This is a genomic window from Actinomycetota bacterium (assembly GCA_023488435.1).
Classification (GTDB): domain Bacteria; phylum Actinomycetota; class Coriobacteriia; order Anaerosomatales; family UBA912; genus UBA912.
The window spans coordinates 13,380-36,258 of sequence record JAMDCK010000048.1; the positions used below are offsets into that span (position 1 = coordinate 13,380).

Genomic DNA, 22,879 nt, shown 5'->3' on the forward strand with positions numbered 1-22,879 from the left:
TATCTCCTATTCCGAGAATAACTGGTTCACACAATTGACTCCCGCGCGGGTGAGAGTCCTGCGGCCGACGTCGTTTTGTTCGATCAGACCCACCATGGTCAAATGCTCTAAGTCCCGAAAGGCCGTTGATAGGCCCACCGAGAGCTCTTTGGAGAGCAGTGTCGGCCCCACCTCGCCGTATTCGAAGGCCAAAGCTAAAACCTTCTTTTGCCTAGGAGTTAGATTGTTATCATGATTCTGAATCTCGGTGACTTGGGGCGTAAGGACTCCGTCGGCCGAGTTCGTCGGGGTACCGGAAGGGAGGGCTGCTTCCAATGTGAGAACTGTGCCGGTGCCGAGGTTGTCCTCAATTGAAAAGTTGCCCCCACTGCGAGTCAGGTAGTCGCTTACTAGGGGTAGACCAGAACCGACTCCACGAATTACGGCCTTCATGTCCGAGCTCGCTGTAGTGAATCCGGGCAACAGGGCGTGAGCTTTGTTTGAAATGCCGGGCCCTTGATCTGCAACTCTGAGCACGCGACCAGATTCCAAAATCGAAACCACTACATTACGAAAATCAGCATGAATCAAGTTCTCCATGATTTCTCTGATGACAGCGTAGGGAAAACTACCGCCCATTTCGCAAACTAATCGGTGGGTGCCGCTGCTCAGCTCCTCGATGAGTGAACCAGCAGACGAAGACTGGAGGACAGTCATTTTAGGGGGAGTGCCGAGTGAGTCATAAACCACAACTTCGGCAAGGAAAAGATGTGAGTGCGAAGGCGCGGGCTGATCAACTTCATTCAGTACCGTATACATGCGTGCGCCTTCGGAAACCCGAGTTGCATTCTCAAAAAAAGTCCTCAACGCGCTTCCTCCATTGGAGCCAACGGATAACACTGTTAGGAACAAGCAAAACCAAAGCTCACCCAGAGTTCGATTAGCAGCACCTAAACTTGGGAGTCCCAGGCCCCACAACTCGTGTTTCCAGTTATCAACAGGACTTTCCATAAATGTGGACAACTCCTCCCCGAGGGTGGATGTAACTATCCGAAGAGTGTCAATTCCCGCCGCCGGACAATTTTCCAAGCAAACAATATTCGAAAATCAGTCGAGTTCTGTGGAAAAGGCCAGCAGAGAGCGAACGAATATACGTAGCATTGTGGATAACTATTCACGATCTGCCTACAGGCATCATTGAGTTGCATTTGGTGCGGCTATTCAGTATTTCAAGGGACAATCGCACTGTGCAAAGCTTGTTGTAGGAAGGCGATGGTATCAGAACGCAGCCCCACTAGATATGAGTGGGCGAATGTTGTCCACAGGGCGGGCGACCATAAGTCCTGCGTTTTCCACAGTATCCACAGAATGGAGGAGAGTTTGAGGTGGATGCACGCCCATAAATTTCCGGGGTGCAGAAAGTGACAATACGAGGAACTTAGTAGGTGGCAGGTTGACATTATGGTCCCCGCATCTATACAATCGTCGGGCTGTCCGCCCTGGTTCTGGGGCGGCGAATGGAGGAAATTCAGTTGAAACGCACATACCAACCTAATAACCGCAAGCGAAGCAAAACACACGGCTTCAGAGTGAGAATGTCCACAAAAGCCGGCAGAGCGATAATCTCCGCACGTCGCAGAAAAGGACGTGCAACCCTAACAGCTTAGGGATAAAAACTTGAACGCACTCGGAGGCAGTGTGTTACGTGCACAGGCGCCCGGACGTGTAGTCGAAGAGATCTTTCGCCACGGCAGGCGATATTCAAGTTCGAAGATCACAGTGCTTGTCTGCGATGGCGACTCTTTCGATCCTCCCGCAGGCCTGGTTGCAGCCATCGCAGGCAGGAAAATTGGCGGAGCCGTTATCCGAAACCGGGCCAAGAGGGTCATTAAAGAGGCCGTTAGGCTCTCAGGAGGTCCCTGGGGGGGCTTCAGGATTGCAATCATCGCTAGACATTCACTCGAGAACACAACCCCGTCAGAGGTGGCATCTCAGCTTAGTGGTATATTACGAAAGAGCCAGGTTGACAGGGGCCCACTGTGAAATTTCTAATAGTTAGTATAATAAATCTTTATAGGCGATTCATATCACCCCTGCTCCCACCAGCCTGTAGATTCTCCCCCACCTGCTCTGGCTATGCAGTCGCTGCTATCGACAAATATGGAGTTATACGTGGCAGCTGGCTCTCACTCGTGCGAATATCCCGATGCCACCCATGGAACCCCGGTGGCCACGATCCGGTGCCCTGAAGTCATGTTGTCCATGCGCCTATGAAGTTCTGACTTAGGAGGTCCAATAACGTGTGGCTCACATTCAAAGATCTGATATTTAGCGGACTTCAATACCTGTATGGTGTTACTGGCGATTACGGTTGGGCAATTGTTCTTCTAACTCTTGTCCTCAGGATTGCTATCGCACCCCTGGTGGTCAAGCAAACTAAGTCCATGCACGAGCTGCAAAGAATCCAGCCGAAAATCAAAGCCCTGCAGAAGAAGTACAAAGATGACAAAGAGAAGCAGCAAGAGGAAATACTAAAGTACTATCAAGAGAACAAGATTAATCCCTTCGGTGGGTGCTTACCTATATTGCTTCAGATGCCTATCTTTCTTGCCCTCTTCCAGGTTCTGGGCGGTACGCCGGAAAATCCCGGACACTTGTTGCGGCACCTACAGTCCTTAGAGCCCATGCAAAGCGAGGCGGCTAAACGGTTTTCTGTCCTCCTATCAGACATTACCCTCACGCCCGCGGCGGTCTATGCGGATGGTGGTTTATTGGCATCCCTCCCCTACATCGTCCTGGTGGTAATGTTCGGCTTGAGTGTATGGCTTCCAATGCAGCTTATGCCGGGCGAGCGACAGCAAAAGCAGATCGGTATGATTATGGCAGTGATGATGCTCTACTTCGGCTGGATTAGCCCAGCGGGAGTCCTTCTCTACTGGGTAACTTCCGCTGTGATAGGAATTGCCCAACAACAGGTTATCCTGAAGTATCTGGCGACAAAAAAGGGAGATTGATAATATGAAAAGGGAGGTAGTCGTTGAAGGCCCGTCCATTGCTGAGGCACTTGACGTGGCTCTGGAAGAGCTTGGGGTTCAGCAGGACTCGGTAGACTATGAGGTTCTTGAGCCAGAAGGCTCTGATGAATCAAATTTCTCATCGGAACGCACGGCTTTTCGTCTCCGCGTTGCCCTAACGACTGAGTTTATGACAGAAATGACTGCTCACGCTGGATTCGTTGCCGATGAAGGAGGCGAAGACGGGGGCGCCGACCTTGGTTTTAGTGTCCGCCACACCCACCCGGACCTCACAGAGGAGGAGCTAGACAGGGTGGCAGACCACGCCGTCAAGGTCCTCAGAGCGCTGCTTGACAGTTTCAGACTCGCCGCAGAGATCGAAGAATATGAGGGCGATGAAGGGGAGATCATACTAGACGTAGTGGGAGATGATCTCGGCATTCTAATCGGACGCCATGGACGCTGCCTTGACGCTATACAGGTTCTGGTTGCAGCTGCGACCAGCAAGGCACTCGGATTCCGTTACCCGGTAGTGATAGACGTGGAAGGCTATAGGAACAGGATGCGGGCCAAAATCGAGGCGGTGGCTCAGCGCTCAGCCGAAAGGGCCATTCGATCCCGCGAAGAAGTTAAGTTGCGACCTATGACTGGCTACGAACGTCGGACAGTCCACTTCGCACTGAGAAATAACACACGCGTGACTACCGTCAGTGAAGGGGAAGAGCCTTTTCGAGCAGTGGTGATAAAGCCAAACTAGATTTTTACAATGGTATGGATCAAGGGGCGCTAAGCGGCGCCCCTTGTCATTTAGGGCAAACCCATATACCTTCAGGAAAGGAAACGGGTGGCCAGCGCCAAAAACTTGGGTATCAGAGGCTTTTGGCAAACAACAGCGCCATTTGGTGTGAAAGGATTGGATTGAAACAATGAGCGACCTGCATCTGTGTTCCCAACTCAACCTGTTGCGGAGATGTTTCACGTGAAACCTAAAGACCGACTCGCCTTAGAAGCACAATTAAGGACCTACCTCGCCGAAGCGGCCGTTCCGGTTACCGGTGGGCAGATTACCGCCCTGCTTGATCACTTGAGGATGGTGCTGGAAGTTAACTTAAACCATAACCTCACCGCAATCCGTAATCCCCAGGAAGCTTTGCGACTTCACGCCATCGACTCCATTATGGCGCTCGACTCCTTGCCGGCGATGTCTCGCCGCCTGGTCGATATCGGATCCGGTCAGGGATATCCGGCGATACCATTCGCAATCCTTAAACCATCGATGCAAGTTACCATGATTGAGTCAGTTGGACGCAAGGCGCAGTTTCTAGAGGCAGCAATACACAACCTGGGAATCGCCGACCGAGTCAATGTTCTGAACTGTCGAGCGGAATGTGTCCCAGAAGAGACGCTTTCAGCATATGACGTCGTGACTGCACGAGCGGTTGCATCGCTGGCTTCCCTGGTGGAGCTTGCCAGTCCGCTTCTGCGGTTCTCTGGAGTTCTCGTGGCCATGAAGGGATCACCCGAAGTAAGCGAGCTCCAAGCTGCGAACCTAGCAGCTGTGCGGTGTGGAATGAGCCCAGGGCTGCATCACGAGTACAGATTGACGGGCGGTGAGGAGCGGCGCATGATTTCTAGGTATGAAAAAGTCGGGCCCCCCTTGGTTCAACTCCCTCGGAGAGTCGGCCTTGCCCAGAAGCGCCCACTAAAGTAGTCTATCGTCGGCGGATCACTTCGTATATAATTCCGGTGATTCGGTCAGTCAACCATGGGCGGGAATATGCAGACATGTGATCAAGGCTCAAAGGCGCGGATACTCGCTGTTGTTAATCAAAAAGGGGGTGTCGGCAAAAGCACCACTGCTGTGAACCTCGCAGCGTGTCTCGGTGCGGTTGGGCGTCGGACGCTGCTGATAGATTTGGACCCGCAGGGCAATGCGACCAGCGGATTTGGCCTAAATATTGGACAACGGCGGGCCTGTGTCTACGATGCGATGCTTTCCGATACGCCACTTAGCGATATTGTCGAGAGCACCGAACACGAACACGTGTTCGTAGTACCGGCAACGATACAGTTGGCTGGCGCAGAGATTGAGCTGGTCTCTGCTCTTTCGAGAGAGAATCGGCTGAAAAATATCTTATCCCCTGTGGTAGCCGATTACGATTTCATCATCATAGACTGCCCGCCTTCTCTCGGGCTACTGACGATCAACGCGCTCACAGCGGCCGACGGTCTTTTGATACCAATTCAGTGCGAATATTATGCGCTTGAGGGGCTTGCCAAATTGATGGACAGCGTCCGTTTGGTGCGAGCCCACCTAAATCCATCGCTCGAGGTGTTTGGCGTTGTAATGACCATGTATGACTCACGAACTAGGCTGTCACAGCAAGTGGTTGAAGAGGTCCGAGATTACTTTGACGGAAAAGTATTTGAGACCCTGATTCCCCGAACAGTTCGACTGTCTGAAGCTCCGAGCTTCGGGCAGCCCATCACGGCCTACGATCCCAGCGGAAAGGGTGCAGAGGCCTATCGATCCCTGGCAAATGAGGTGGTGCTTCGTGTCGACTAGAAAAGGACTCGGGCGTGGACTCGCTGCAATAATTCCCGGTATCACCCAGGATGAGGCTGGCGACGATACCCTTCTGCCAATCGCACAGATCGTTCCAAATCCAAACCAGCCGAGGACCGACTACGACGAAGAGAGTCTATCTGAGCTCACCGATTCAATCAAAAAGGTCGGCCTACTCCAGCCGATCATAGTCCGCCCTTTGGGGGACAGATATCAGATTATTGCCGGCGAAAGGCGATGGCGGGCATCTTCCGCAGCGGGTTTGGAAACGGTCGCGGTTCGGATTCTAAGCGCCACGGACTTGGAGTCGCTAGAGATTGCTCTCATCGAGAACCTTCAGCGAGAGGACCTAAATCCTATCGAAGAAGCCAGGGGCTATCGCCACTTGCTCAGTGAGCATCAGATGACACAGGCTGAGCTGGCCAGCAAGGTTAGCAAGTCCCGCTCGGCGGTTACTAACGCACTGAGATTGCTTGACTTGCCTGACGAGATTCAAGACCTAGTCTACACAGCTAAGCTTTCGTCCGGGCACGCTAGAGCCATCTTAGCGGTCACAGATGAAGACCAGCGATTGAAGCTTGCGGCCAAAGTCATAGCAGAAGGACTTTCAGTTCGGGAGACAGAGAATCTCGCCAGGCTGTATGCTGTGGGAAAGACGGGGCGCGAGAATCGTGCGGTGACACCACGCGCATACAAAGTGGTGGCCCTTAAACTTCGAAAGATGCTGGGAACAGGTGTTCGTGTAAAGCAGTCTGCCACAAAGGGCAAGATCGAGATTGAGTTTCACGGGGAAGAGGATCTCGACAGGATATTTCGCTGTATCAATGGCGAGACCGCTACTCCCGTGGCTGAGGTGGACTGATGCGCTGTAGAACAGGTGCCTTCGTAGGCGGAATGCTACTCGGGATCGGTTTAGGAGCTCTCCTAGGGGTGCTCTTCGCACCTGTTCCTGGTGTAGAGGCTCGGAGACGGTTGTCTGCCAGAGCAGTGATAGCCGCCGAGGCGGCGAGGACGATGGCGCAAGATGCGGAATTGGCTGTATCAAGACTCGGTGCCAGGGTGGACAATCTCCGCGGCGTGGATGATGCTGCAGTGTGGCGTCGAGTCAACGAAATCCGAGACCGAGTCCGCTCGTATGACACCGATTTATCGAACCTTCCCTAAGAAGCCCGCCCGACCTACGGCGGGGGAGCTTTGTCGGCGTATTGCTATTAGCCACCTGAGCGGTGTGTCTGACTGAGCTGACCGCAAGCCGCATTGATGTCGGAGCCTCGGCTGACACGGATGGTGGCAGGAATGCCTGCCCGCCGAAGAGCGGTCTTGAATATGGCTAGCCTTTGAGAAGACAGCCTCTCCGCGTGGGTCGGCCCAGGGTTACAGGCCATGAGGTTTACATGGCACAGCAACCCAGAGCAAAAATCAATCAAGGACCGCAGTTGAGAATCGCTGTCGTTCTCCGAGGAGATGAAAGCGTACTCCAGTGAAACCCGTCTTCCCGTGCGGGTCGTGTATTCTTCCAGTGCTGCGCGTAGCTCAGGCAAGGTGTGCTGTCGCACCCCGGGCATCAGCTGGTCTCTCGTTTTTTGGACCGCTGAGTGGAGCGAGATGGCCAGTGTGTACTGCCCGGGCTCCTCGGCGAATCTGCGAATCCCATCCAGTAGTCCTACAGTCGAGACTGTTATGTGTCTAGCTCCGATACCAATTCCGAAACTTGAGTTGATGAACCGAAGTGCGGCCATGCAGCTATCATAGTTGAGGAAAGGCTCGCCTTGCCCCATCAGAACCACGTTGGTTACGCGGCGATCAAAGTCACGCGCTACCACGTTAGCCTGATCATCAGGCTGAGCTTTGTCGGCGTATTGCTATTAGCCACCTGAGCGGTGTGTCTGACTGAGCTGACCGCAAGCCGCATTGATGTCGGAGCCTCGGCTGACACGGATGGTGGCAGGAATGCCTGCCCGCCGAAGAGCGGTCTTGAATATGGCTAGCCTTTGAGAAGACAGCCTCTCCGCGTGGGTCGGCCCAGGGTTACAGGCCATGAGGTTTACATGGCACAGCAACCCAGAGCAAAAATCAATCAAGGACCGCAGTTGAGAATCGCTGTCGTTCTCCGAGGAGATGAAAGCGTACTCCAGTGAAACCCGTCTTCCCGTGCGGGTCGTGTATTCTTCCAGTGCTGCGCGTAGCTCAGGCAAGGTGTGCTGTCGCACCCCGGGCATCAGCTGGTCTCTCGTTTTTTGGACCGCTGAGTGGAGCGAGATGGCCAGTGTGTACTGCCCGGGCTCCTCGGCGAATCTGCGAATCCCATCCAGTAGTCCTACAGTCGAGACTGTTATGTGTCTAGCTCCGATACCAATTCCGAAACTTGAGTTGATGAACCGAAGTGCGGCCATGCAGCTATCATAGTTGAGGAAAGGCTCGCCTTGCCCCATCAGAACCACGTTGGTTACGCGGCGATCAAAGTCACGCGCTACCACGTTAGCCTGATCTACGATCTCTCCGACACTAAGATCCCGCACGAATCCGGCCCGGCCGGTTGCACAGAAGGTGCACCCCAGCGGACAACCGGCTTGAGTGGAGATGCAGACAGTCAGCCTGCGTCCATCGGGGATGCCGACACTTTCGATAGTCACTCCATCATGCAAGGCCAGGAGATATTTCCTACAAAGATCGGACGGGGAAATATCAGTTCGAATGATCTTAGGCGTAGTTAGGGGAGCCGACTGAGCAAGGGCGGCGAGAAGTCCGTCGGGGAGGTCGCTCATTTCGGCATACGAGCTGACTCCCTTCTGGTACAGCCACCTGATTAGCTGGTGCGACCGGTACTTCTCATAACCAAGACTCATGACTAAGTGCTCGAGCGACTCCTCATCGAGCGCCTTTATGGGACACGGGAGACACAGAGGGGCCATCATTCAGCCTTGTAGCTCCTTTAGCGCGGCAGCATAATCGTTTCGATGCTCCTTTTCGAACCTGCCCACGGAGCGAAAGTAAAAAGCAATCTCAGGGAAACCCTCTTCTTCTGCGATTTGAGCGAACTTCGGGTACATATCTTCGTACTCGTAGTCCTCGCCAGCCGCCGCAGTCGCAAGATTAGCCGAGGTGGTTCCGAGGCGACCCATATAGGCGAGATGTCCTAGTGCATGAGCGGTTTCCTCCCGCCCCGCGCGATCGAATGCCTTGAGGGCTGATTCAGGAGCTCCCTCCAGCTGTGCGATTCTGCGGAACAGAATATACAGCCTGTTGGCCTGCGATTCTCCGGCGAACGCGGCTTCAAGATTCTCCAAGGTCTTCGTGCCGCTCAAGTCCCCAGGGCCGGCGTACTCCACAAAGAATGATGCAGGCGCACCACATACCGGACAGACATCGGGGACGGGTCCGATGTGGTAATAACCACAGCCTTTGCAGCGAGTCTTATCAATCATGGGTGCTCCTTTCGAACGGTCACTCTGAGGGTTCGGTCGGGCTTTCAGTAGCGTCGGGGAGATTGGCAGGCTTTATGCCGACTTTCATCTCGACTTCGATGCGTCGATCATCCCGATAAAGGTGCAATGTTACGGATGCCCCGACCTCATGTCTCCGGACGTGGAGAATCAGGTCCTCCATCGATCGGATCGGCTCGTCATTGAGGGCTACAATCAGGTCGTCCGGACGAATGCCCGAGGCTTCAGCCTCAGTGTCTGGGGTGACGGCAACGACCAGAGCTCCTTCTGTCACAGGAAGTCCTTCGGATTCGGCCAAAGCCTCATGCACGGTCTGACCTTGAATGCCAAGGAAGGGGTGTTCAACGGTGCCGTCTTCGATCAACTGATCAGCGATACGAACGGCGTTGGCCACAGGGATGGCGAATCCAATACCATCGTTCGCACCAGAATCGGTGAATATCGCGGTGTTGATACCGATAAGCCTACCAAGCCGATCAACTAGAGCGCCGCCAGAATTCCCGGGATTGATTGCGGCGTCCGTCTGAACGACGTCCACTAGCGGGTAGACTCCCGTTCTGTTGCTAACGGAATCGGTTATCGACCGGCCAATCGCCGAGACCACTCCTGAGCTTACCGAGTGCGTTAACCCGAACGGGGAGCCGATAGCCACGACCAATTGGCCAACTTCCAGTTCGGCGGAGTTCCCGAGTTCGATCAAAGGCAACTCTCCCTCGACGCGAAGCACGGCCACATCGGTCTCCTGGTCGGCGCCCACTAGAGTAGCCTCGCGACGCTCTCGGTCAGTGCCGGTGATGATTATGCGGTTTGCCCCTCCGACAACGTGGGCGTTGGTCAGGACAAACGTTCCACCGTCGGGTGCTTGGCGAAAGGCGACGCCGGAGCCGTTGCCGCGGGCAGGGGTACGTGGAGGATCCTCTGGGAGGCCGTCCATTCCTGAGATGGACGATCCTGCAACGTCGATGTTGACCACGCTGGGGACGGCAGCCGCGGCAGCAGCGGCCACAGGTTCATCGGTTTCAGGCGCAACCACTCTGATCGACCTTTGCGATCCAGAGCCGTCGGTACCTTCGGCCTGCATGATCCAAGCGCCGAGTATTCCGGATCCAAGTCCTCCGATAGCACCTACCACTAATGCGACGATTACCAGCATTGCGGTGGATGGACGGCTAGATACGACAGCACTCTCTGCAGGTGCCGAAGTTGGTGAAGCGGGGGTGGACGAAGTCATCTCGGCTGCAACCGGGGTGGTCTGCGGCGGCGCCTTTTCGAACTCCTCTGACATGGATCCTCACCTCTGAATATCGTAACCGTGTGTTTACTTTACCCATATTAGGGCGGATTTGTGGATTACCCGTGGCGAATAGAAAAACGGCTACACTCTATGCCCATCTACAGAGTGCAGGTTCCATGCCATCAAGCATGTTGAGAGAGGCACTCTACTGACGTAGACTCTACAGGCATGATTGGAGCTGAATGGCCGCACAGCGTTCGCTTACCGCTGCTGGCGATCGCCTCGATCAGCCCACGACGAACCGATGTTCTTGCGTGCTAACACGAAGGAGCGGATTGATGGATGAGAATGCTGCTGGAACCGCTGCCGCGGTGGCTCCAGTACACACGAAACCGGAAAGAGCTTTCGTCTGGATGTATGCGGCATTGTGGTTAGGGTTGATTGGAGTCTCGGCATACTTGTTAGGTCCATGGAGCACCGCACAAGGTACGGGTGTCGAGTACTACAGGATCCTACTCGCATCGGGTTTCGTGCTGACGGTATCTGGGCCGGTGTTCGCACTTCTAGCCTGGCTGATTGTACGGCATAAGGTCACGATGGATGAACCGCAAAGCCTGTTTGGGCGAATAATGCTCAAGACCATTGGAGCGGGCCTCCTCGGCGCTGTGAGTTGGACCCTCATGCTTCCGACACTGGACTACATGCGAACAGGTCTCGGGTAAAGGAGAGGGCCATCATGAATCCGAGCAAGCAAATAAACGAAGCCGAAATGCAGGCGCGGCGGATATTGGTTCTCAAAGGAGGAAGATCTGCCGAAAGAGAGGTCTCGCTCAATAGCGGGGCCCAGGTCGCGAAGGCCCTTTTGGAGGCGGGGCACGATGTGATCGAACTGGATTCGGCAAGGGATGATTTTATTGAGACAATCGTTAGAGCCCAGCCAGACATCGTTTTTGTCTGCCTCCACGGAAGATACGGCGAAGACGGAACAGTCCAGGGGCTATTGGAGCTGCTCGGCATCGCGTATGTAGGATCGGGGGTCCTGGCTAGCGCCCTAGCGATGGATAAAGTGATGTCGAAGCACATGTTCGCTCACGCAGGTCTACCAACCCCGCGATATGAAGTGGTCAGCGGTAGCGCCCCGGTCGATTTGGAGATGATAGTGGCCGCTCTGGGCGAGAGGACCGTAGTAAAGCCTGCGAACGAAGGTTCGGCGATCGGAGTTTCGGTTGCGCACGACCTCCAAGAGCTGGCCTTAGCGATCGAGACAGCCCTAGGGTTCGACGACAAGGTGTTGGTCGAGGAGTTCGTAGCCGGCGTGGAGATCACGGTCGGTGTGCTCGGCAACGAAGATCCTGTAGCGCTACCCACGATTGAGCTAGTGCCCTCCGCCGAGTTTTTGGACTACGAAGCTAAGTACACTCCGGGCAAGAGTCAACATATCATTCCCGCACGCATCAGTGACGAGGCGACCGTAAAGGCAGGGGAGATTGCCGTGAGTGCTCACAAGATCCTCGGATGCAGGGGGATGTCCAGAGCGGACCTGATCGTTGCAGAAGGGGACAGGGTCCTGCTTCTGGAAACGAACACTATCCCCGGCATGACGCCAGTGAGCCTTTTGCCGGAGGCCGCGGCTGCATACGGACTATCTTTGCCTGAGCTGTGCTCTCTTTTGGTGAAGCTGGCGTTCGACAAGTAAGGTCCGTCAGGAACAACGCAAGGCGGCCGGAAGCCTGATGACAAATAGGGCTCCACCGGCGCGCTGACCGCGCTCGACCCATACCGAACCCCCGTGGGCCTCCACCACTGTCCTTACGATGTAGAGACCCAGCCCGACACCAGACCTTTGTCCATCTCCGGGGATCTTGGCAAAACGCTCGAAGATGAGATTCCGGTTCTCGTCAGAAACGCCCGGGCCTTCGTCCTCCACGCCTAACGTCACCCAGCCCCCGCCGCATCTCGCCGTCAAGCTTATCGTCGTGTGTGGCGGCGAGTGTTTTTGAGCGTTCGTCACCAAGTTGTTCAGCACCTGCCGAAGACGCCGATATTCTCCAAGGACTACACAGGCACCGACTGCATCAACCGTCAGCCGGTGTTTGGATGTGTGTTCCAGAGAAGCACACACGTCTTCTGCGAGTTCTTTTAGATCCACCGGGAGCATGACGGATGGAGCAAGCATCTCCTCTGCCCGAGCGGTGTGCAGAAGGCTCTCAAGAAGATCTTGCATTACTTCGGTGGATCGCCGGGCACCGGCTATGACCTTCTCGGCAACTGGAGCAGGCGGGGCGGAGGAGAGAATCTCAAGATAGCCGCTGATCGCGGTGAGAGGTGCACGCAGATCATGGGATACGAGCGAGATGACCTCGGTGCGAAGTGAATCGATGCGCATCTCTTCGGTGATATCCGAGGTATTGACCAAGAGGCGGTCGGGAAAGCCGTCGATCCGACGCACGGTGACCTTCAGCCATGGCGGCGACCTGCCGGATTGACGTACAACGACTAGGGTGCTTTCGCCCTCGCCGGGAGCGAAGGCCTCGGTGGGGTTTAGAGGGCGCTCCTGGGAATCCAAGAGATCCGTGGTGGCAAATGCCGCGAACAAGTCCTCGCCGAGAAGACCTTTTGGGCTAAAACCGAAATGTGCCAGGGCGCTCGGGTTCACCATTTCGATTTTTCCTCGTTCGACCAGGATCATGCCTTCGGCGGACTGTTCGAAGGTCATTTCCAGTGAGCTCTTTGCCTCCGCGAGATCGTTCATGGCGCGAGCCACAGCGCTCTCATGTTGTTCCAGCGCGACACCCATCATGTTGAAGGAGTTCATCAAATCCTTGAACTCACTTGGAAGGTCGTCGTCAACTGTCAGCGGATTGAAGCGCCGACCCTCAGAAACCGTTTGCGCCTGCTCGCGTAAGCGTGTCGCCAGCCGCTCAACCGAAGAGCCTATTGCGGCGGAGAGATATAACCCGACAACCACGCTCACCGACACAGCCAGAAACAGGGAGAAGATCAAAACCAACTCCATGTGTCTGGCAAACAGGCTGTCCATGTACACCGTGTCTTGAAGAACGGGCAGGCGCAGTAAATCCCCGATGCGATAGAGAGACACCGCAATCACGAGAACTGTCAGAATCGCCAACAGCACTGTGAGGGTTAGCCGTGACATAAGCGTTTTGGGCATAACTCGCACAAGTAGTGTTCTTGCCTTGGAAAACGGGGCCACTGTTCACATCCTTATTACAGGTTCATTCCTATCATCGGCCATTGCGGCCGTTGGTACAACACATGAGGGGACGAGCGGTAACAGAAGCGGGAGAGGGCTCTGACTTGTCACACACAGGGACCGAGGCTTGACAGAGGAGTTCCTGAGGAGTAGCATCAACGCGGACTTCGACTTAGCATGCACTAAGGCGGGCGGGTTCTATCGCCGGTCGACGACGCCAATCAGGAGAATGAACAATGTATGAGCGCAAAGATGACAAGGACCCAGCACCACCCATCCGTACCCTGGATCAGCTGAGATCAGGGGAGTGGGTCGAGATAGTCGCGGTCGACGACGATACCGTCAGATCGCAGGCGATGAGGTTGGGGATACACTCGGGAGCACTGGTCACTTGCGTCACAAAAGTCCCAGCCGGCCCCATCGTCTTGGGGCATGGGCGCCAGGAGATCGCGATAGGTAGGAACCTGGCCAAGAAGATCACTGTGACGAGTTGCTCAACGTCGAACGGAAGGGGTGACTGATGGGGCACAGTCACGCACCTAACTCGCTCCTAGCCAGGTCCGGAGCCGAAATGGTCGTCTTGGCAGGCAACCCAAACGTGGGCAAATCGGTGGTATTCAATGCGCTGACCGGAACCTACGTTGATGTGTCCAACTATCCAGGAACCACCGTGGAGCTTACCAGAGGAGTTTTTGGCGACCGCGACCTGGTCGATACTCCTGGCGTGTACGGGGTTTCCAGCTTCAACGATGAAGAGCGTGTGGCGAGAGACATCATCGTCGACGCTGACATCGTGATAAATGTCGTCGATGCGGTGCATTTGGAGCGTGATCTCTTTCTGACCCTGCACCTTGTCGATATGGGCAAGAAGATGATCGTCGCGCTCAACATGGTCGACGAGGCTCGCTCGCGGGGCGTGAAGATAGATAGGGACTTGCTGGAGGATCTTCTCGGAGTACCTGTGGTGGAGACCGTGGCGGTCACCGGGTCAGGTATCCCGGAGCTCAAGGATGCGGTGGGAAGAGCGCGGGTAGGGCACGCGGATGCACGCATGCAAGAGGAGCTTGTGCTCATGGCCTCGCGCGTGGGTACACGTGCCGAAGCGCTGCTGGTTCTCGAGGGCGACGAGGTGATCGCTTCTCGGCATGGAATCGAACCCGGCGCTGCGCGCGACGAGCTCTATCTGGCCCGGCGGGAGAGGGTCAACGACATCATCGGGCACGTGAGGACCGAGACGCAGGAAGGCATCTCGGTCTCGGCCAGGATCTCGCGGGCCATGATGCATCCTGCGACGGGCATTCCGATGCTACTGGTGTTGCTCTGGGGGATGTACAAGGTGCTTGGGGAGTGGATCGCCGGGGGTCTGGTGGGCGTGCTCGAGGAAGGCTTGATGATCACCTATTTTGAGCCGTTCGTGCGTGAAGCGGTCGCCGGGATAGTGGCCGAAGGCTCCGTTGCATACACGATTCTGGCGGGTGAATTCGGCGTGCTTACGATGACCCCGACCTATCTGATCGGAGTCATATTCCCCCTCGTTACCGGCTTTTATGTGCTGCTCGGGCTTCTCGAAGACTCGGGGTATCTGCCTAGGGTTGCAGCGCTTGCTGATCGCGCGCTTTCGGGCATCGGTCTGAACGGGCGCGCCGTCATCCCAATCATCCTGGGCCTCGGTTGCGTCACCATGGGCACGCTGACAACCCGGATACTCGGTTCAAAGAGGGAGCGATTCATTGCCACGGCGCTCATGGCGATAGCGGTGCCTTGTTCGGCACAGATCGCGGTCATAGCCGCGCTGATGGCGGGAACGGGACCGGTTTATGCGGCCGCGTACTTCGTCATACTCCTGGCAATCTTCGTTGGAGTGGGGACAGTGCTGGCGCGGCTCACACCCGGAGTGACCACGGACTTGCTGATCGATATCCCTTCGCTCAGAGTCCCGAGAATCGACAATGTGCTGCGCAAGACTGTGACCAAGGTGTGGCACTTCATGAAAGAGGTCACCCTGTTCTTCGTGGCTGGCGCTCTCCTGATCTCAACTTTGAGTGTCACGGGAGCACTTGTGAGGATCAAGGGTGCACTCGAGCCGCTGACTGTGGGATGGCTTGGGCTACCCGCCGAGGCGGCGACTGCGTTCGTGATGGGCTTCGTCCGGCGGGACTTCGGTGCAGCAGGCTTTTTCAACATGGATCTCTCGCCAGCTCAGTTGTTGGTTGCGATGGTAACGATAACGCTGTTCGTGCCCTGCATAGCGAGCGCGATGGTGATCCTCAAGGAGCGCGGCATCGCTTATATGATTGGGCTGTTCATCAGCGCAGTAGCGATAGCGTTTATCGCTGGCGGACTCATTGCGCGAGTGATAGGAGTGGTTTAGATGCCGGTAAGCAAGACCTGTTTGAATTGCCAAATGCCTCTCTCACAAGGTGCGGTCCGATGCCCACGATGCAACGCACTGAACACGCCAGCCTGCTCAGGGGCCTGCTCGACTTGTGCGAAAGGCCACGCAAAGAAGGACTGAGCCGGAATTTGCCTTTGCATCGGCCTAGGTACGGCAGTACGATGGTCGACGCGTGAATGTTCAGGCAAATAGAGAGAGGACCGGCACCATGTCCGAAGCAACCAAATCCAGACGGCAGCTAACTATCCTTGCGGTCGTTGCGGGGGCGCTGCTAGTCGCGATCATCGGCATTTTCGCGGTCCGCTTCCTGGCTCCGACTGAGCCTCGATCAGTCGAGCCGGTGGCTCAGGTACCTGAAGCGGAGCCACAGGGGCAGATGCCACCGGGAATGAACCAGGCACCCGAGGTCGAGTTCGATCCAACCACGGCCCCGGTCGTTCCTGACGGCCAAACCCCGGAAGAGTACGTCAGGGAGTATCTGGAGCTTTGCTCGGCGGGGGAATTCGAACAGGCATACACCATGCTGCCGATAGCGACGCAGCTTCGCTACGGGACCGCTGCCTCATTCGCCGAAACGCTGGAAAGCTACAATATCTCCGGATTCGATGTATCGCCACAGCAAGAGAGTGGCGACCAGATCACGGTCGTCGGGACGCAGCGGGCTCAAGGGATTTCTTTCCCGCACACTTGGACCTTTGTGCGGGGTGGGGACGGATCGTGGCTCGTGAAGTCCCGGCAAATGGGCTCCGCGGTCCAGTAGGCCGCATCTAGGGAATGAGTGACTCATTAGCTAGATATCTTGCTCCGGGCACCGTCCCAGATGTTATTCGTGCATACGGCGAGCTTAGTGATCGGGCCTTGAGTGCAGTCTTTGGACTCGAGGACGAGGTCGTCATCGTCGACATCGAAACGACCGGGATCGATCCGGAGAGGGATCGAATCATCGAGGTGGCGGCGCTGCTTTGCCGAGGGCCCGAGACCGTCGACAGGTTTCACACCATGGTCGACCCGGGGCGGCGCATTCCCGAAGCCATAGTCCAGCTCACCGGGATCGCCACGTCGATGGTTCGCGGAGAGCCTTCGCCTGCAGAAGCCGCTTCGGCATTGGTCGACTTCGTGGGCGGCAGGGAAGTCATCGCGCACAATGCCGCTTTCGATCGAGAGTTCCTGCAAAGAGCGGTGCCCGGTCGCGGATTCGTGGAGCCGTGGCTCGATTCGGTTCGGCTGACACAAATAGCGTTGCCGCGGCTGAGAAGCCACACTTTGTCTGACCTGGCCGCGGTCTTCGGCGTCCACACGCCAACCCACAGAGCTGGCGATGACGTCGAAGCGCTCGCTCGCATCTGGCGCATCGCCCTGTGCGGACTCGATCTGCTGCCTCGAGCTCTCGTCCAGGAGCTCGCAACAGCCCTAGCCGGGTATGACCCCAAGCTCTCGGCCACCCTGGCGCAGGTCAGCTTCGATCAGAGAGCCGCAGCCTTCGACCTTCGGGAGGAGAGGAAGCGCCTCGTTTCGGCAGATGATGCCGAAGCGATGCGGGATGCAAGGGAGGTCGAACTCCGGATTCCCAGTGAGGCAGAGCTGGTCGAGGCGTTCTCCGACTCCGGGCTGGCCGGTCGGATGTACGAGAGCTTCGAGGCCCGGGCTGAGCAGCTGCAGATGGCCCGCGCTGTCACAGAGGCGTTTGCCGAGGGGCGCCACGCCGCCATCGAAGCGGGCACGGGGGTTGGCAAGTCGCTGGCGTACTTGGCTCCGGCGGCGTACATCGCGCAGGCCAGCGGAGTCGGAATCGGCATCGCGACCAAAACGAATTCGCTTCTCGATCAACTGGTGCATGGCGAGCTACCGGCCCTGAGCTCGGCGATGGAGGCCGATTTCAGGTACGTCTCGCTCAAGGGCTACGATCACTATCCATGTCTTCGAAAGCTAGAGAAGGTCATGTCCGACCCGCAGGACATGCAGGCACAGGAGATCGTCTCGGTCGCCACGCTTGCTGCCTGGACGGCGCAAAGCGCCTGGGGTGACCTCGATTCGGTCAACACCCATTGGAGCACAGGACTCAGGCAGCGGATATGTGCTTCAATCAGCGAGTGCACCCGCAAGAAATGCAGGTACTTCCCGAATCTGTGCTATCTGCACGGGACCCGGCGCAAGGCAGGGAAGGCCCACATCGTGGTGACCAATCACGCCCTCCTCTTCAGGGATGCTGCGGCCGGCGGCGGAATTCTACCGACGCTGCGCCACTGGATCGTGGATGAAGCCCATGCTGCGGAGGCCGAGGCTCGTCGGCAGTTGACGCTCGAGGCGTCCCACCGAGATCTGGGCGCTACTTTGGCGCTCCTTCACACCAAGGGAAGAGGCGGGATTCTAGAGGGCGTTCGCCGAAAAGCGTTGCAGGCGGAATCAGTGACGACCACCGATCTAATCCACGCAGTGGATGCCCTGGAGGAACGCATTGGGACAGCCGCCGCTCTGACCGACTCGTTCTTCGACTACGTCAAGGATATCGGCGAATCGGTCGGAGACAGGGACTACACTTACTGCGAGCTCAGGATCGACGGGCGGATCCGACATACGAGGGAGTGGGCCGCAGTAGAGAGGGTGGGCGCATCGCTGGCCAAGCATCTGGAGGCTATCGTTGAAGCCGGGCGTAACCTAGTGATGCTATTCGAGGAGGCGGGCCGGGATTTCTCAGAGACCGGAGCGGACGTGGCCGGTGCGCTCTCGCGAATCGCAGGGCAGCGCGAGGCGATCATGGTAGTGCTCACTGGAGAGCGTCCGGATCTCCTCTACTACGCCGTGATCGACAGGCGACCGCACATCAAAGCTGAGCGACTCTGTGCCGCCAGCGTCGACGTCGGACAGATAATCGCCGAGGAGCTCTTCCCGCAAGCTGACTCCATGGTGTTCACGAGCGCGACGCTGGCTTCCGGCGACGACTTCTCGCACTTCGTTCGCGGAGTGGGGCTCGACAGGCTGGGCCCGACCGGGTTTCGCACGGTGCGACTGGATTCGAGCTACGATTTCGACCGCCAGATGGCGGTGTTCGTACCCGATGACCTCCCGGAGCCCAATCGCCCGAAGTACAAGGAGTCGATCGAGAGCCTGCTCTTCGAGATACACGTCGCGATGGGAGGCTCGATCCTGACGCTCTTCACCAACCGTCGCGAGATGGAGGCGCTCTACAGCGCACTTGCCCCGAGACTCAAGGCCGAAGGAATCGCGCTGCTCATCCAAGGCAAGGGAACCTCGCCCAAACGCCTACGGGAGCAGTTCATCGCCGATGAGCAGTCGGCACTCTTCGCGACCAAGGCGTTCTGGGAAGGGTTCGATGCCAAGGGGCGCACATTGCGAGGGGTCGTGATCCCGAAACTTCCCTTCGGCAGGCCGGATCAACCGCTGGCTGCGGAGAGAGAGTCGCGCGAGGGCTCGGCCGCGTGGCGCAAGTACGCGCTACCCGAGGCGATCATCGAGCTCAAGCAAGCCGCGGGTCGCCTGATCCGCTCCGCCGAGGACACCGGCTGCCTGGTGATCGCCGACTCGCGGGTACTGCGCAAGGCTTACGGGCGCGAGTTCCTCTCGGCGTTGCCGGTCGACGATGTCGAGGTGCTACCCACCGAGCAGGTCATCCGCGAGATCCGCGACCGCTTCTCGCACCTCTGAGGGGCCGAGGACCTCGATCGCGCCCAAGTGAGCCACCACCTGACGAGCCAACCAAGCGTGCCCCGCGAACGGGATGTCAGCCAGGGCAGAGCCATCAGCGAGCTGTTCTACCACTTGGAGTCCGGGCCACTCGGCTTCGGCGAGTTCGAGACCGGGCGCAAGCCGCAACCTAGCGATCGGCAGCCCAGCGGTTGTGAGCGGGGTGCCGATCGGGGTTACGTTGCGTGCAGCGAAGATTTCGCCCGTGACCCGGATGTCGCAGATGCGGTCGAAGCGAAACGTCCGCTCCGCCTCGGCTTGACGGCACCAAGCGCGCAGGTACCAGGTGTCCCGGTCCCGCAAGGTGCCCACCGGCTCCACAGTGCGCTGCTGCGGCGCATCGCTGCCGGCGCTCTGGTACTCGAGTTCGAGAACACGGCCACTTTCGATCCCCAGAGAGACCCTGCGCAGAACCTCGGCGAAATCCGGGGAAGCTGCCGAAGAAGCCATGACCATGCGCTCCACGTCCTCGATGCGCGCGCTAGGCGTGGAAGCCGAGGTCAGCGTAGCAAACAGTGGGTCCGCAGAGGGGACGCCGGCGATCTCGAGGGCTGCGATGAGAGCTGCCACTTCGGCGGGGGTAAGTCGGATCGGGCGCTCTAGGGCGGGCATCTGGCCGAACACGTCGACACTGGCTCCATCGACGAGCACTGGAATGAAGCTCAGCGGGTCGCGTGGATCTCCGCTGCATAGCGAGAGTACGGTCAGTTCCTTAGCCAGCGTCTGCCGCGAGAGGCCTGTTCGTTCCGATAGCTCGGTGATAGGGATCGTGGTGTTGGGCTTGAGCTCGCGCAGCACCGAAAGTACCCTCGTCAGCCGTTGTTGTCCGTCGATGCGCTCGGTCATGGCTTCACGCCCCGATGCATCTGTACGACACGCCGAAGACCCTCTGCGATCTCGCGGCCGATTTCCTCGGGATGCAATACCGAAACGCCGGGGCCGTTCTCGATCACCCAGCGGGCTAGGCGGGATCGACTGCGGGCGGTGGTGCTCCACAGGCGGCCACCGTCGGGCGTGACATCCAGTGACCCGCTGCCTGCAGTGAGGTACTCGGCTCGCCAGGCTTGCCCAGGGGCGATGGCGATCCTCACATCAAGGTCCTCTTCGCCAAACTGGAACGGAAGCCTCACATGAGACGAGATCGTGAAGTCCTCAGGGATCTCGAAGTCCGGGGTCCTCGGCGATCCGGAGTTGACGGACAAGGATTCAACCAGTCTGACAGAGAACGTCCGGCGCGCAGAGATGTCCACATCCCACGCGACCAGATACCAGCGTCCGGCGAACAGATAGACACCCCAGGGCTCCACGTTCCTTCGGCGATGCTGACCGTTTGCCCCGGTGTAGTCGAAAGAGACGCGCTTGCGTGCGAGGATGGCATCGAAGAGAAGCGAGGCAGCGGCCGTTTCGTCGTCAAAGTTGGCGTCCCGCCGAGGAGGGGCAAGGGCGGGGTCCTCGACGGCAGTCGATATCTTGGACAGAGCCGTTCCTAGCGCTGCGCCAAACGGAAACGACGGGTCATCGCGAAGGGTCGTCCCGATACTGCCGAGGAATATCCGATCCCCCGCCGAAAGGTGGATGTGCGGAGCGAAAGTCGCAGTTGCGTCCAGCATGTATCGGCCTTCAGCGTCGGCTTCTATCACGAAACCTGCGTCAACAAGCATCCTTTTGTCTCGCTCGAACATGCGCTTGAAGGAGGCGTCCGTCTGGCCGGAGGCACCAGGATAGCCGTCGGCTTGTTCGCGGATATCCTCGGCGGTTATCGGCTTCTTTGCGCGCGCCAACACAAGAGCCAGATTGATGACGCGTTCTATGGGGTCGGGCATCGGCAAAGTCCTTTCGGATGCAGATGTCGATTGTATCCGAGGAGGCGGAGTCGGCCAACGCCGGTGGACGGCGGAGCGGATTTTGGACTGGTTAAGCGAAACGAGGCGCGTGGGGGAACGCGCCTCGTTCTATCGAGCAGGCGGGATCCGCCCCTGAGGGGGGGGAGGAGAGGGCGGGTCGCCAACGCTCGATTACCAGTTTAGCAACGACTGTGCCAACACATAAATAGAAATCGCCAACTTTTGTATATTTTTGTTCCCAATAGGTGGCAGGTGCTAACATGCAAGTTAGAAAAATCGCCGCAGAGTTATCCTAGGAGGACGGGTGGACGACAAGAAGCCGAAGATCAGCAAGAAGGCCATCATCGCGATCGCCATCGTGGTCCTGCTTCTCGCTGCAGGCGGGGCTTATGCATACTTCGAGATACAGGAGAGGGACGCTGCTTTAGGCAGACTCGCTCAGGCGACAGAGCTGCTAGCTTCGGCGGATAGCATTGTGATCGATGCGGACGCCGTGGTCAGGGGGGACATCACTCCTGAGCTGGGAGCCAAAGCGAGCCAAGCCGCAACAGCTCTGCCGACGGCCGTTGCCGATCTGCAGGAAGCGATTGAACTCTTGCAGCGCATCCAAGACGACCTTCCCAGCGAACAAGCCCAAGAAGCTGTTGCACTGATTGCATCCGCTGAAGGCCGCCTAGCTATGCTCGAGCACGCGCCAACCCTTTTGCAGGCCAATATCGTTGCGGCGGCCTCTCTGGAGCCCGCTCGTGCCGCGTGGGAACACGTCTCGGCGGCCGAGGGCCTCAAGGATCAGGCAACGACCGAGTACAACAGGCTGACCAGGGCATCGGTCACGCGGTCACAGCAACTCAACACCCAGGCCGAAGAACGCTTTAGGCAGGCAAAGGAGCAATTTCGCCTCGCCGATTCGGCGTTTCCCGAGGCCGAGCTGGGCAGGTTCATTACTTACATTGAGGCCAACCTCGAAATGCTGGCTATCTCCAAAAGAGCCGATGCTGCATTTTTGGCGGGCCGCATCGCCGAAGCGAATACCCTCGCCGGCCAGGTGAACACGAAGGACGCGCAGATCGTCGAACAACTGAAAGCGCTGCCCGAAACCCCGGAGGCTGCAATCGCAGGCGCTTACGAGAAGCTGGCGGGACCCGCAACGGAGCTCTACTTCGAGGCGCGGGACCGGGTCACAAAGGCAGATGCAGAGCTGGAGAGGCTGGCTCAGTAGGTCAGCTCTTGGTCCAACCGCTGCCGCGCTCGGCTAAAGACCTGACGTCGAGCACGGTTATCTTCTGACCATCGACCTTGATGATGCTCTCCTCGGCAAGCTTGGCGAGAGCCCGAGACAGGGTCTCGGGTACGGTGCCTACGGCTGCGGCTATGTCGGCTTTCGACCTATCGAGGACGACCTCCACGCCGTCCGGTGACCTCGTACCCGACGATAACGCCAGGTGAAGGAGGTGCGCAGCCACGCGCGAAGGCACATCCAGCCGAAGG

The 22,879-nt window shown here is 57.6% G+C and carries 24 protein-coding genes; 15 read left to right on the plus strand and 9 right to left on the minus strand.

Translation table 11 applies throughout. The features are described 5' to 3' along the window. Nucleotides 1–6: 6 nt before the first annotated feature. The gene (locus M1617_06760; protein MCL5887970.1) at nt 7–990 is read right to left on the minus strand and encodes an ATP-binding protein; all 984 of its coding nucleotides are present in this window, start codon (nt 988–990) and stop codon (nt 7–9) included. 506 nt (nt 991–1,496) lie between these two features. Here M1617_06760 and rpmH point away from each other — a divergent pair. The 8 genes from rpmH (at nt 1,497) to M1617_06800 (ending at nt 6,723) form a co-directional block, all read left to right on the plus strand. Further along, on the plus strand, nt 1,497–1,646 hold the full coding sequence (gene rpmH / locus M1617_06765; GenBank protein ID MCL5887971.1) for a 50S ribosomal protein L34: 150 nt from the start codon (nt 1,497–1,499) through the stop codon (nt 1,644–1,646). A 372-nt stretch (nt 1,647–2,018) separates the two neighbouring features. Beyond that, entirely contained in the window at nt 2,019–2,228 is a 210-nt protein-coding gene (gene yidD, locus M1617_06770; GenBank protein MCL5887972.1) for a membrane protein insertion efficiency factor YidD, read from the plus strand. A 51-nt stretch (nt 2,229–2,279) separates the two neighbouring features. Continuing rightward, nucleotides 2,280–2,993 carry a YidC/Oxa1 family membrane protein insertase gene (locus M1617_06775; GenBank protein ID MCL5887973.1) on the plus strand — a complete coding sequence of 238 codons (714 nt, stop codon included), beginning with the start codon at nt 2,280–2,282 and terminating at the stop codon, nt 2,991–2,993. A 4-nt stretch (nt 2,994–2,997) separates the two neighbouring features. Next, on the plus strand, nt 2,998–3,750 hold the full coding sequence (locus M1617_06780) for a KH domain-containing protein (protein MCL5887974.1): 753 nt from the start codon (nt 2,998–3,000) through the stop codon (nt 3,748–3,750). 222 nt (nt 3,751–3,972) lie between these two features. After that, nucleotides 3,973–4,704, plus strand: coding sequence for a 16S rRNA (guanine(527)-N(7))-methyltransferase RsmG (gene rsmG, locus M1617_06785; GenBank protein MCL5887975.1), 732 nt, complete (start codon nt 3,973–3,975; stop codon nt 4,702–4,704). Between the two features lie 66 nt (nt 4,705–4,770). Continuing rightward, complete coding sequence (locus M1617_06790; GenBank protein MCL5887976.1) at nt 4,771–5,559, plus strand: AAA family ATPase; 789 nt, start codon at nt 4,771–4,773, stop codon at nt 5,557–5,559. After that, on the plus strand, nt 5,549–6,421 hold the full coding sequence (locus M1617_06795; GenBank protein ID MCL5887977.1) for a ParB/RepB/Spo0J family partition protein: 873 nt from the start codon (nt 5,549–5,551) through the stop codon (nt 6,419–6,421). Before M1617_06790 ends, M1617_06795 begins: the two co-directional genes overlap by 11 nt. Further along, complete coding sequence (locus tag M1617_06800; protein ID MCL5887978.1) at nt 6,421–6,723, plus strand: hypothetical protein; 303 nt, start codon at nt 6,421–6,423, stop codon at nt 6,721–6,723. Before M1617_06795 ends, M1617_06800 begins: the two co-directional genes overlap by 1 nt. 47 nt (nt 6,724–6,770) lie before the next feature. On the opposite strand, the gene M1617_06805 is transcribed toward M1617_06800, so the two are convergent. From M1617_06805 to M1617_06820, 4 genes are read right to left on the minus strand one after another with little or no spacing between them, the layout of a single operon-like run. After that, the gene (locus M1617_06805) at nt 6,771–7,382 is read right to left on the minus strand and encodes a hypothetical protein (protein ID MCL5887979.1); all 612 of its coding nucleotides are present in this window, start codon (nt 7,380–7,382) and stop codon (nt 6,771–6,773) included. 42 nt (nt 7,383–7,424) lie between these two features. Further along, on the minus strand, nt 7,425–8,474 hold the full coding sequence (rlmN, locus tag M1617_06810; protein ID MCL5887980.1) for a 23S rRNA (adenine(2503)-C(2))-methyltransferase RlmN: 1,050 nt from the start codon (nt 8,472–8,474) through the stop codon (nt 7,425–7,427). Then, on the minus strand, nt 8,475–8,984 hold the full coding sequence (locus M1617_06815; GenBank protein ID MCL5887981.1) for a rubrerythrin: 510 nt from the start codon (nt 8,982–8,984) through the stop codon (nt 8,475–8,477). It abuts the gene before it with no gap. Nucleotides 8,985–9,003: 19 nt separating this feature from the next. Beyond that, nucleotides 9,004–10,287, minus strand: a complete 1,284-nt coding sequence (locus tag M1617_06820) for a trypsin-like peptidase domain-containing protein (protein ID MCL5887982.1) — start codon at nt 10,285–10,287, stop codon at nt 9,004–9,006. Between the two features lie 287 nt (nt 10,288–10,574). Between M1617_06820 and M1617_06825 the strand changes: the two genes are divergently transcribed. Next, on the plus strand, nt 10,575–10,958 hold the full coding sequence (locus tag M1617_06825; protein ID MCL5887983.1) for a hypothetical protein: 384 nt from the start codon (nt 10,575–10,577) through the stop codon (nt 10,956–10,958). A gap of 14 nt (nt 10,959–10,972) precedes the next feature. Beyond that, nucleotides 10,973–11,932, plus strand: a complete 960-nt coding sequence (locus M1617_06830) for a D-alanine--D-alanine ligase (protein MCL5887984.1) — start codon at nt 10,973–10,975, stop codon at nt 11,930–11,932. A 6-nt stretch (nt 11,933–11,938) separates the two neighbouring features. Here the strand turns inward: M1617_06830 and M1617_06835 are convergent, their stop codons facing one another. Further along, nucleotides 11,939–13,393 (minus strand): ATP-binding protein, encoded by a 1,455-nt coding sequence (locus M1617_06835; protein ID MCL5887985.1) that lies wholly within the window; start codon nt 13,391–13,393, stop codon nt 11,939–11,941. Between the two features lie 293 nt (nt 13,394–13,686). Here M1617_06835 and M1617_06840 point away from each other — a divergent pair, with 293 nt between their 5' ends. The 4 genes from M1617_06840 to M1617_06855 all read left to right on the plus strand — a co-directional run bounded on the left by M1617_06840 (nt 13,687) and on the right by M1617_06855 (nt 19,508). Beyond that, nucleotides 13,687–13,971, plus strand: coding sequence for a ferrous iron transport protein A (locus M1617_06840; protein ID MCL5887986.1), 285 nt, complete (start codon nt 13,687–13,689; stop codon nt 13,969–13,971). Next, nucleotides 13,971–15,821 carry a ferrous iron transport protein B gene (gene feoB / locus M1617_06845; GenBank protein MCL5887987.1) on the plus strand — a complete coding sequence of 617 codons (1,851 nt, stop codon included), beginning with the start codon at nt 13,971–13,973 and terminating at the stop codon, nt 15,819–15,821. The genes M1617_06840 and feoB overlap by 1 nt, the downstream gene beginning before the upstream one ends. Nucleotides 15,822–16,053: 232 nt before the next feature. Continuing rightward, nucleotides 16,054–16,605, plus strand: a complete 552-nt coding sequence (locus M1617_06850; protein ID MCL5887988.1) for a hypothetical protein — start codon at nt 16,054–16,056, stop codon at nt 16,603–16,605. 14 nt (nt 16,606–16,619) lie between these two features. Further along, entirely contained in the window at nt 16,620–19,508 is a 2,889-nt protein-coding gene (locus tag M1617_06855) for an exonuclease domain-containing protein (GenBank protein ID MCL5887989.1), read from the plus strand. Here M1617_06855 and M1617_06860 read toward each other — a convergent pair. Both M1617_06860 and M1617_06865 read right to left on the minus strand, forming a co-directional pair. Next, a complete protein-coding gene (locus M1617_06860) occupies nt 19,455–20,393 on the minus strand; it encodes a WYL domain-containing protein (protein ID MCL5887990.1) in 939 nt (312 codons plus the stop codon). The genes M1617_06855 and M1617_06860 overlap by 54 nt on opposite strands. Further along, the gene (locus M1617_06865; GenBank protein ID MCL5887991.1) at nt 20,390–21,370 is read right to left on the minus strand and encodes a WYL domain-containing protein; all 981 of its coding nucleotides are present in this window, start codon (nt 21,368–21,370) and stop codon (nt 20,390–20,392) included. The genes M1617_06860 and M1617_06865 overlap by 4 nt, the downstream gene beginning before the upstream one ends. Before the next feature lie 325 nt (nt 21,371–21,695). On the opposite strand from M1617_06865, the gene M1617_06870 reads away from it, so the two are divergent. Then, entirely contained in the window at nt 21,696–22,610 is a 915-nt protein-coding gene (locus M1617_06870) for a hypothetical protein (GenBank protein MCL5887992.1), read from the plus strand. Nucleotide 22,611: 1 nt separating this feature from the next. Here the strand turns inward: M1617_06870 and M1617_06875 are convergent. Then, nucleotides 22,612–22,879, minus strand: a 268-nt coding sequence (locus M1617_06875) for a helix-turn-helix domain-containing protein (protein MCL5887993.1), incomplete at its 5' end; no start/stop codon positions are given.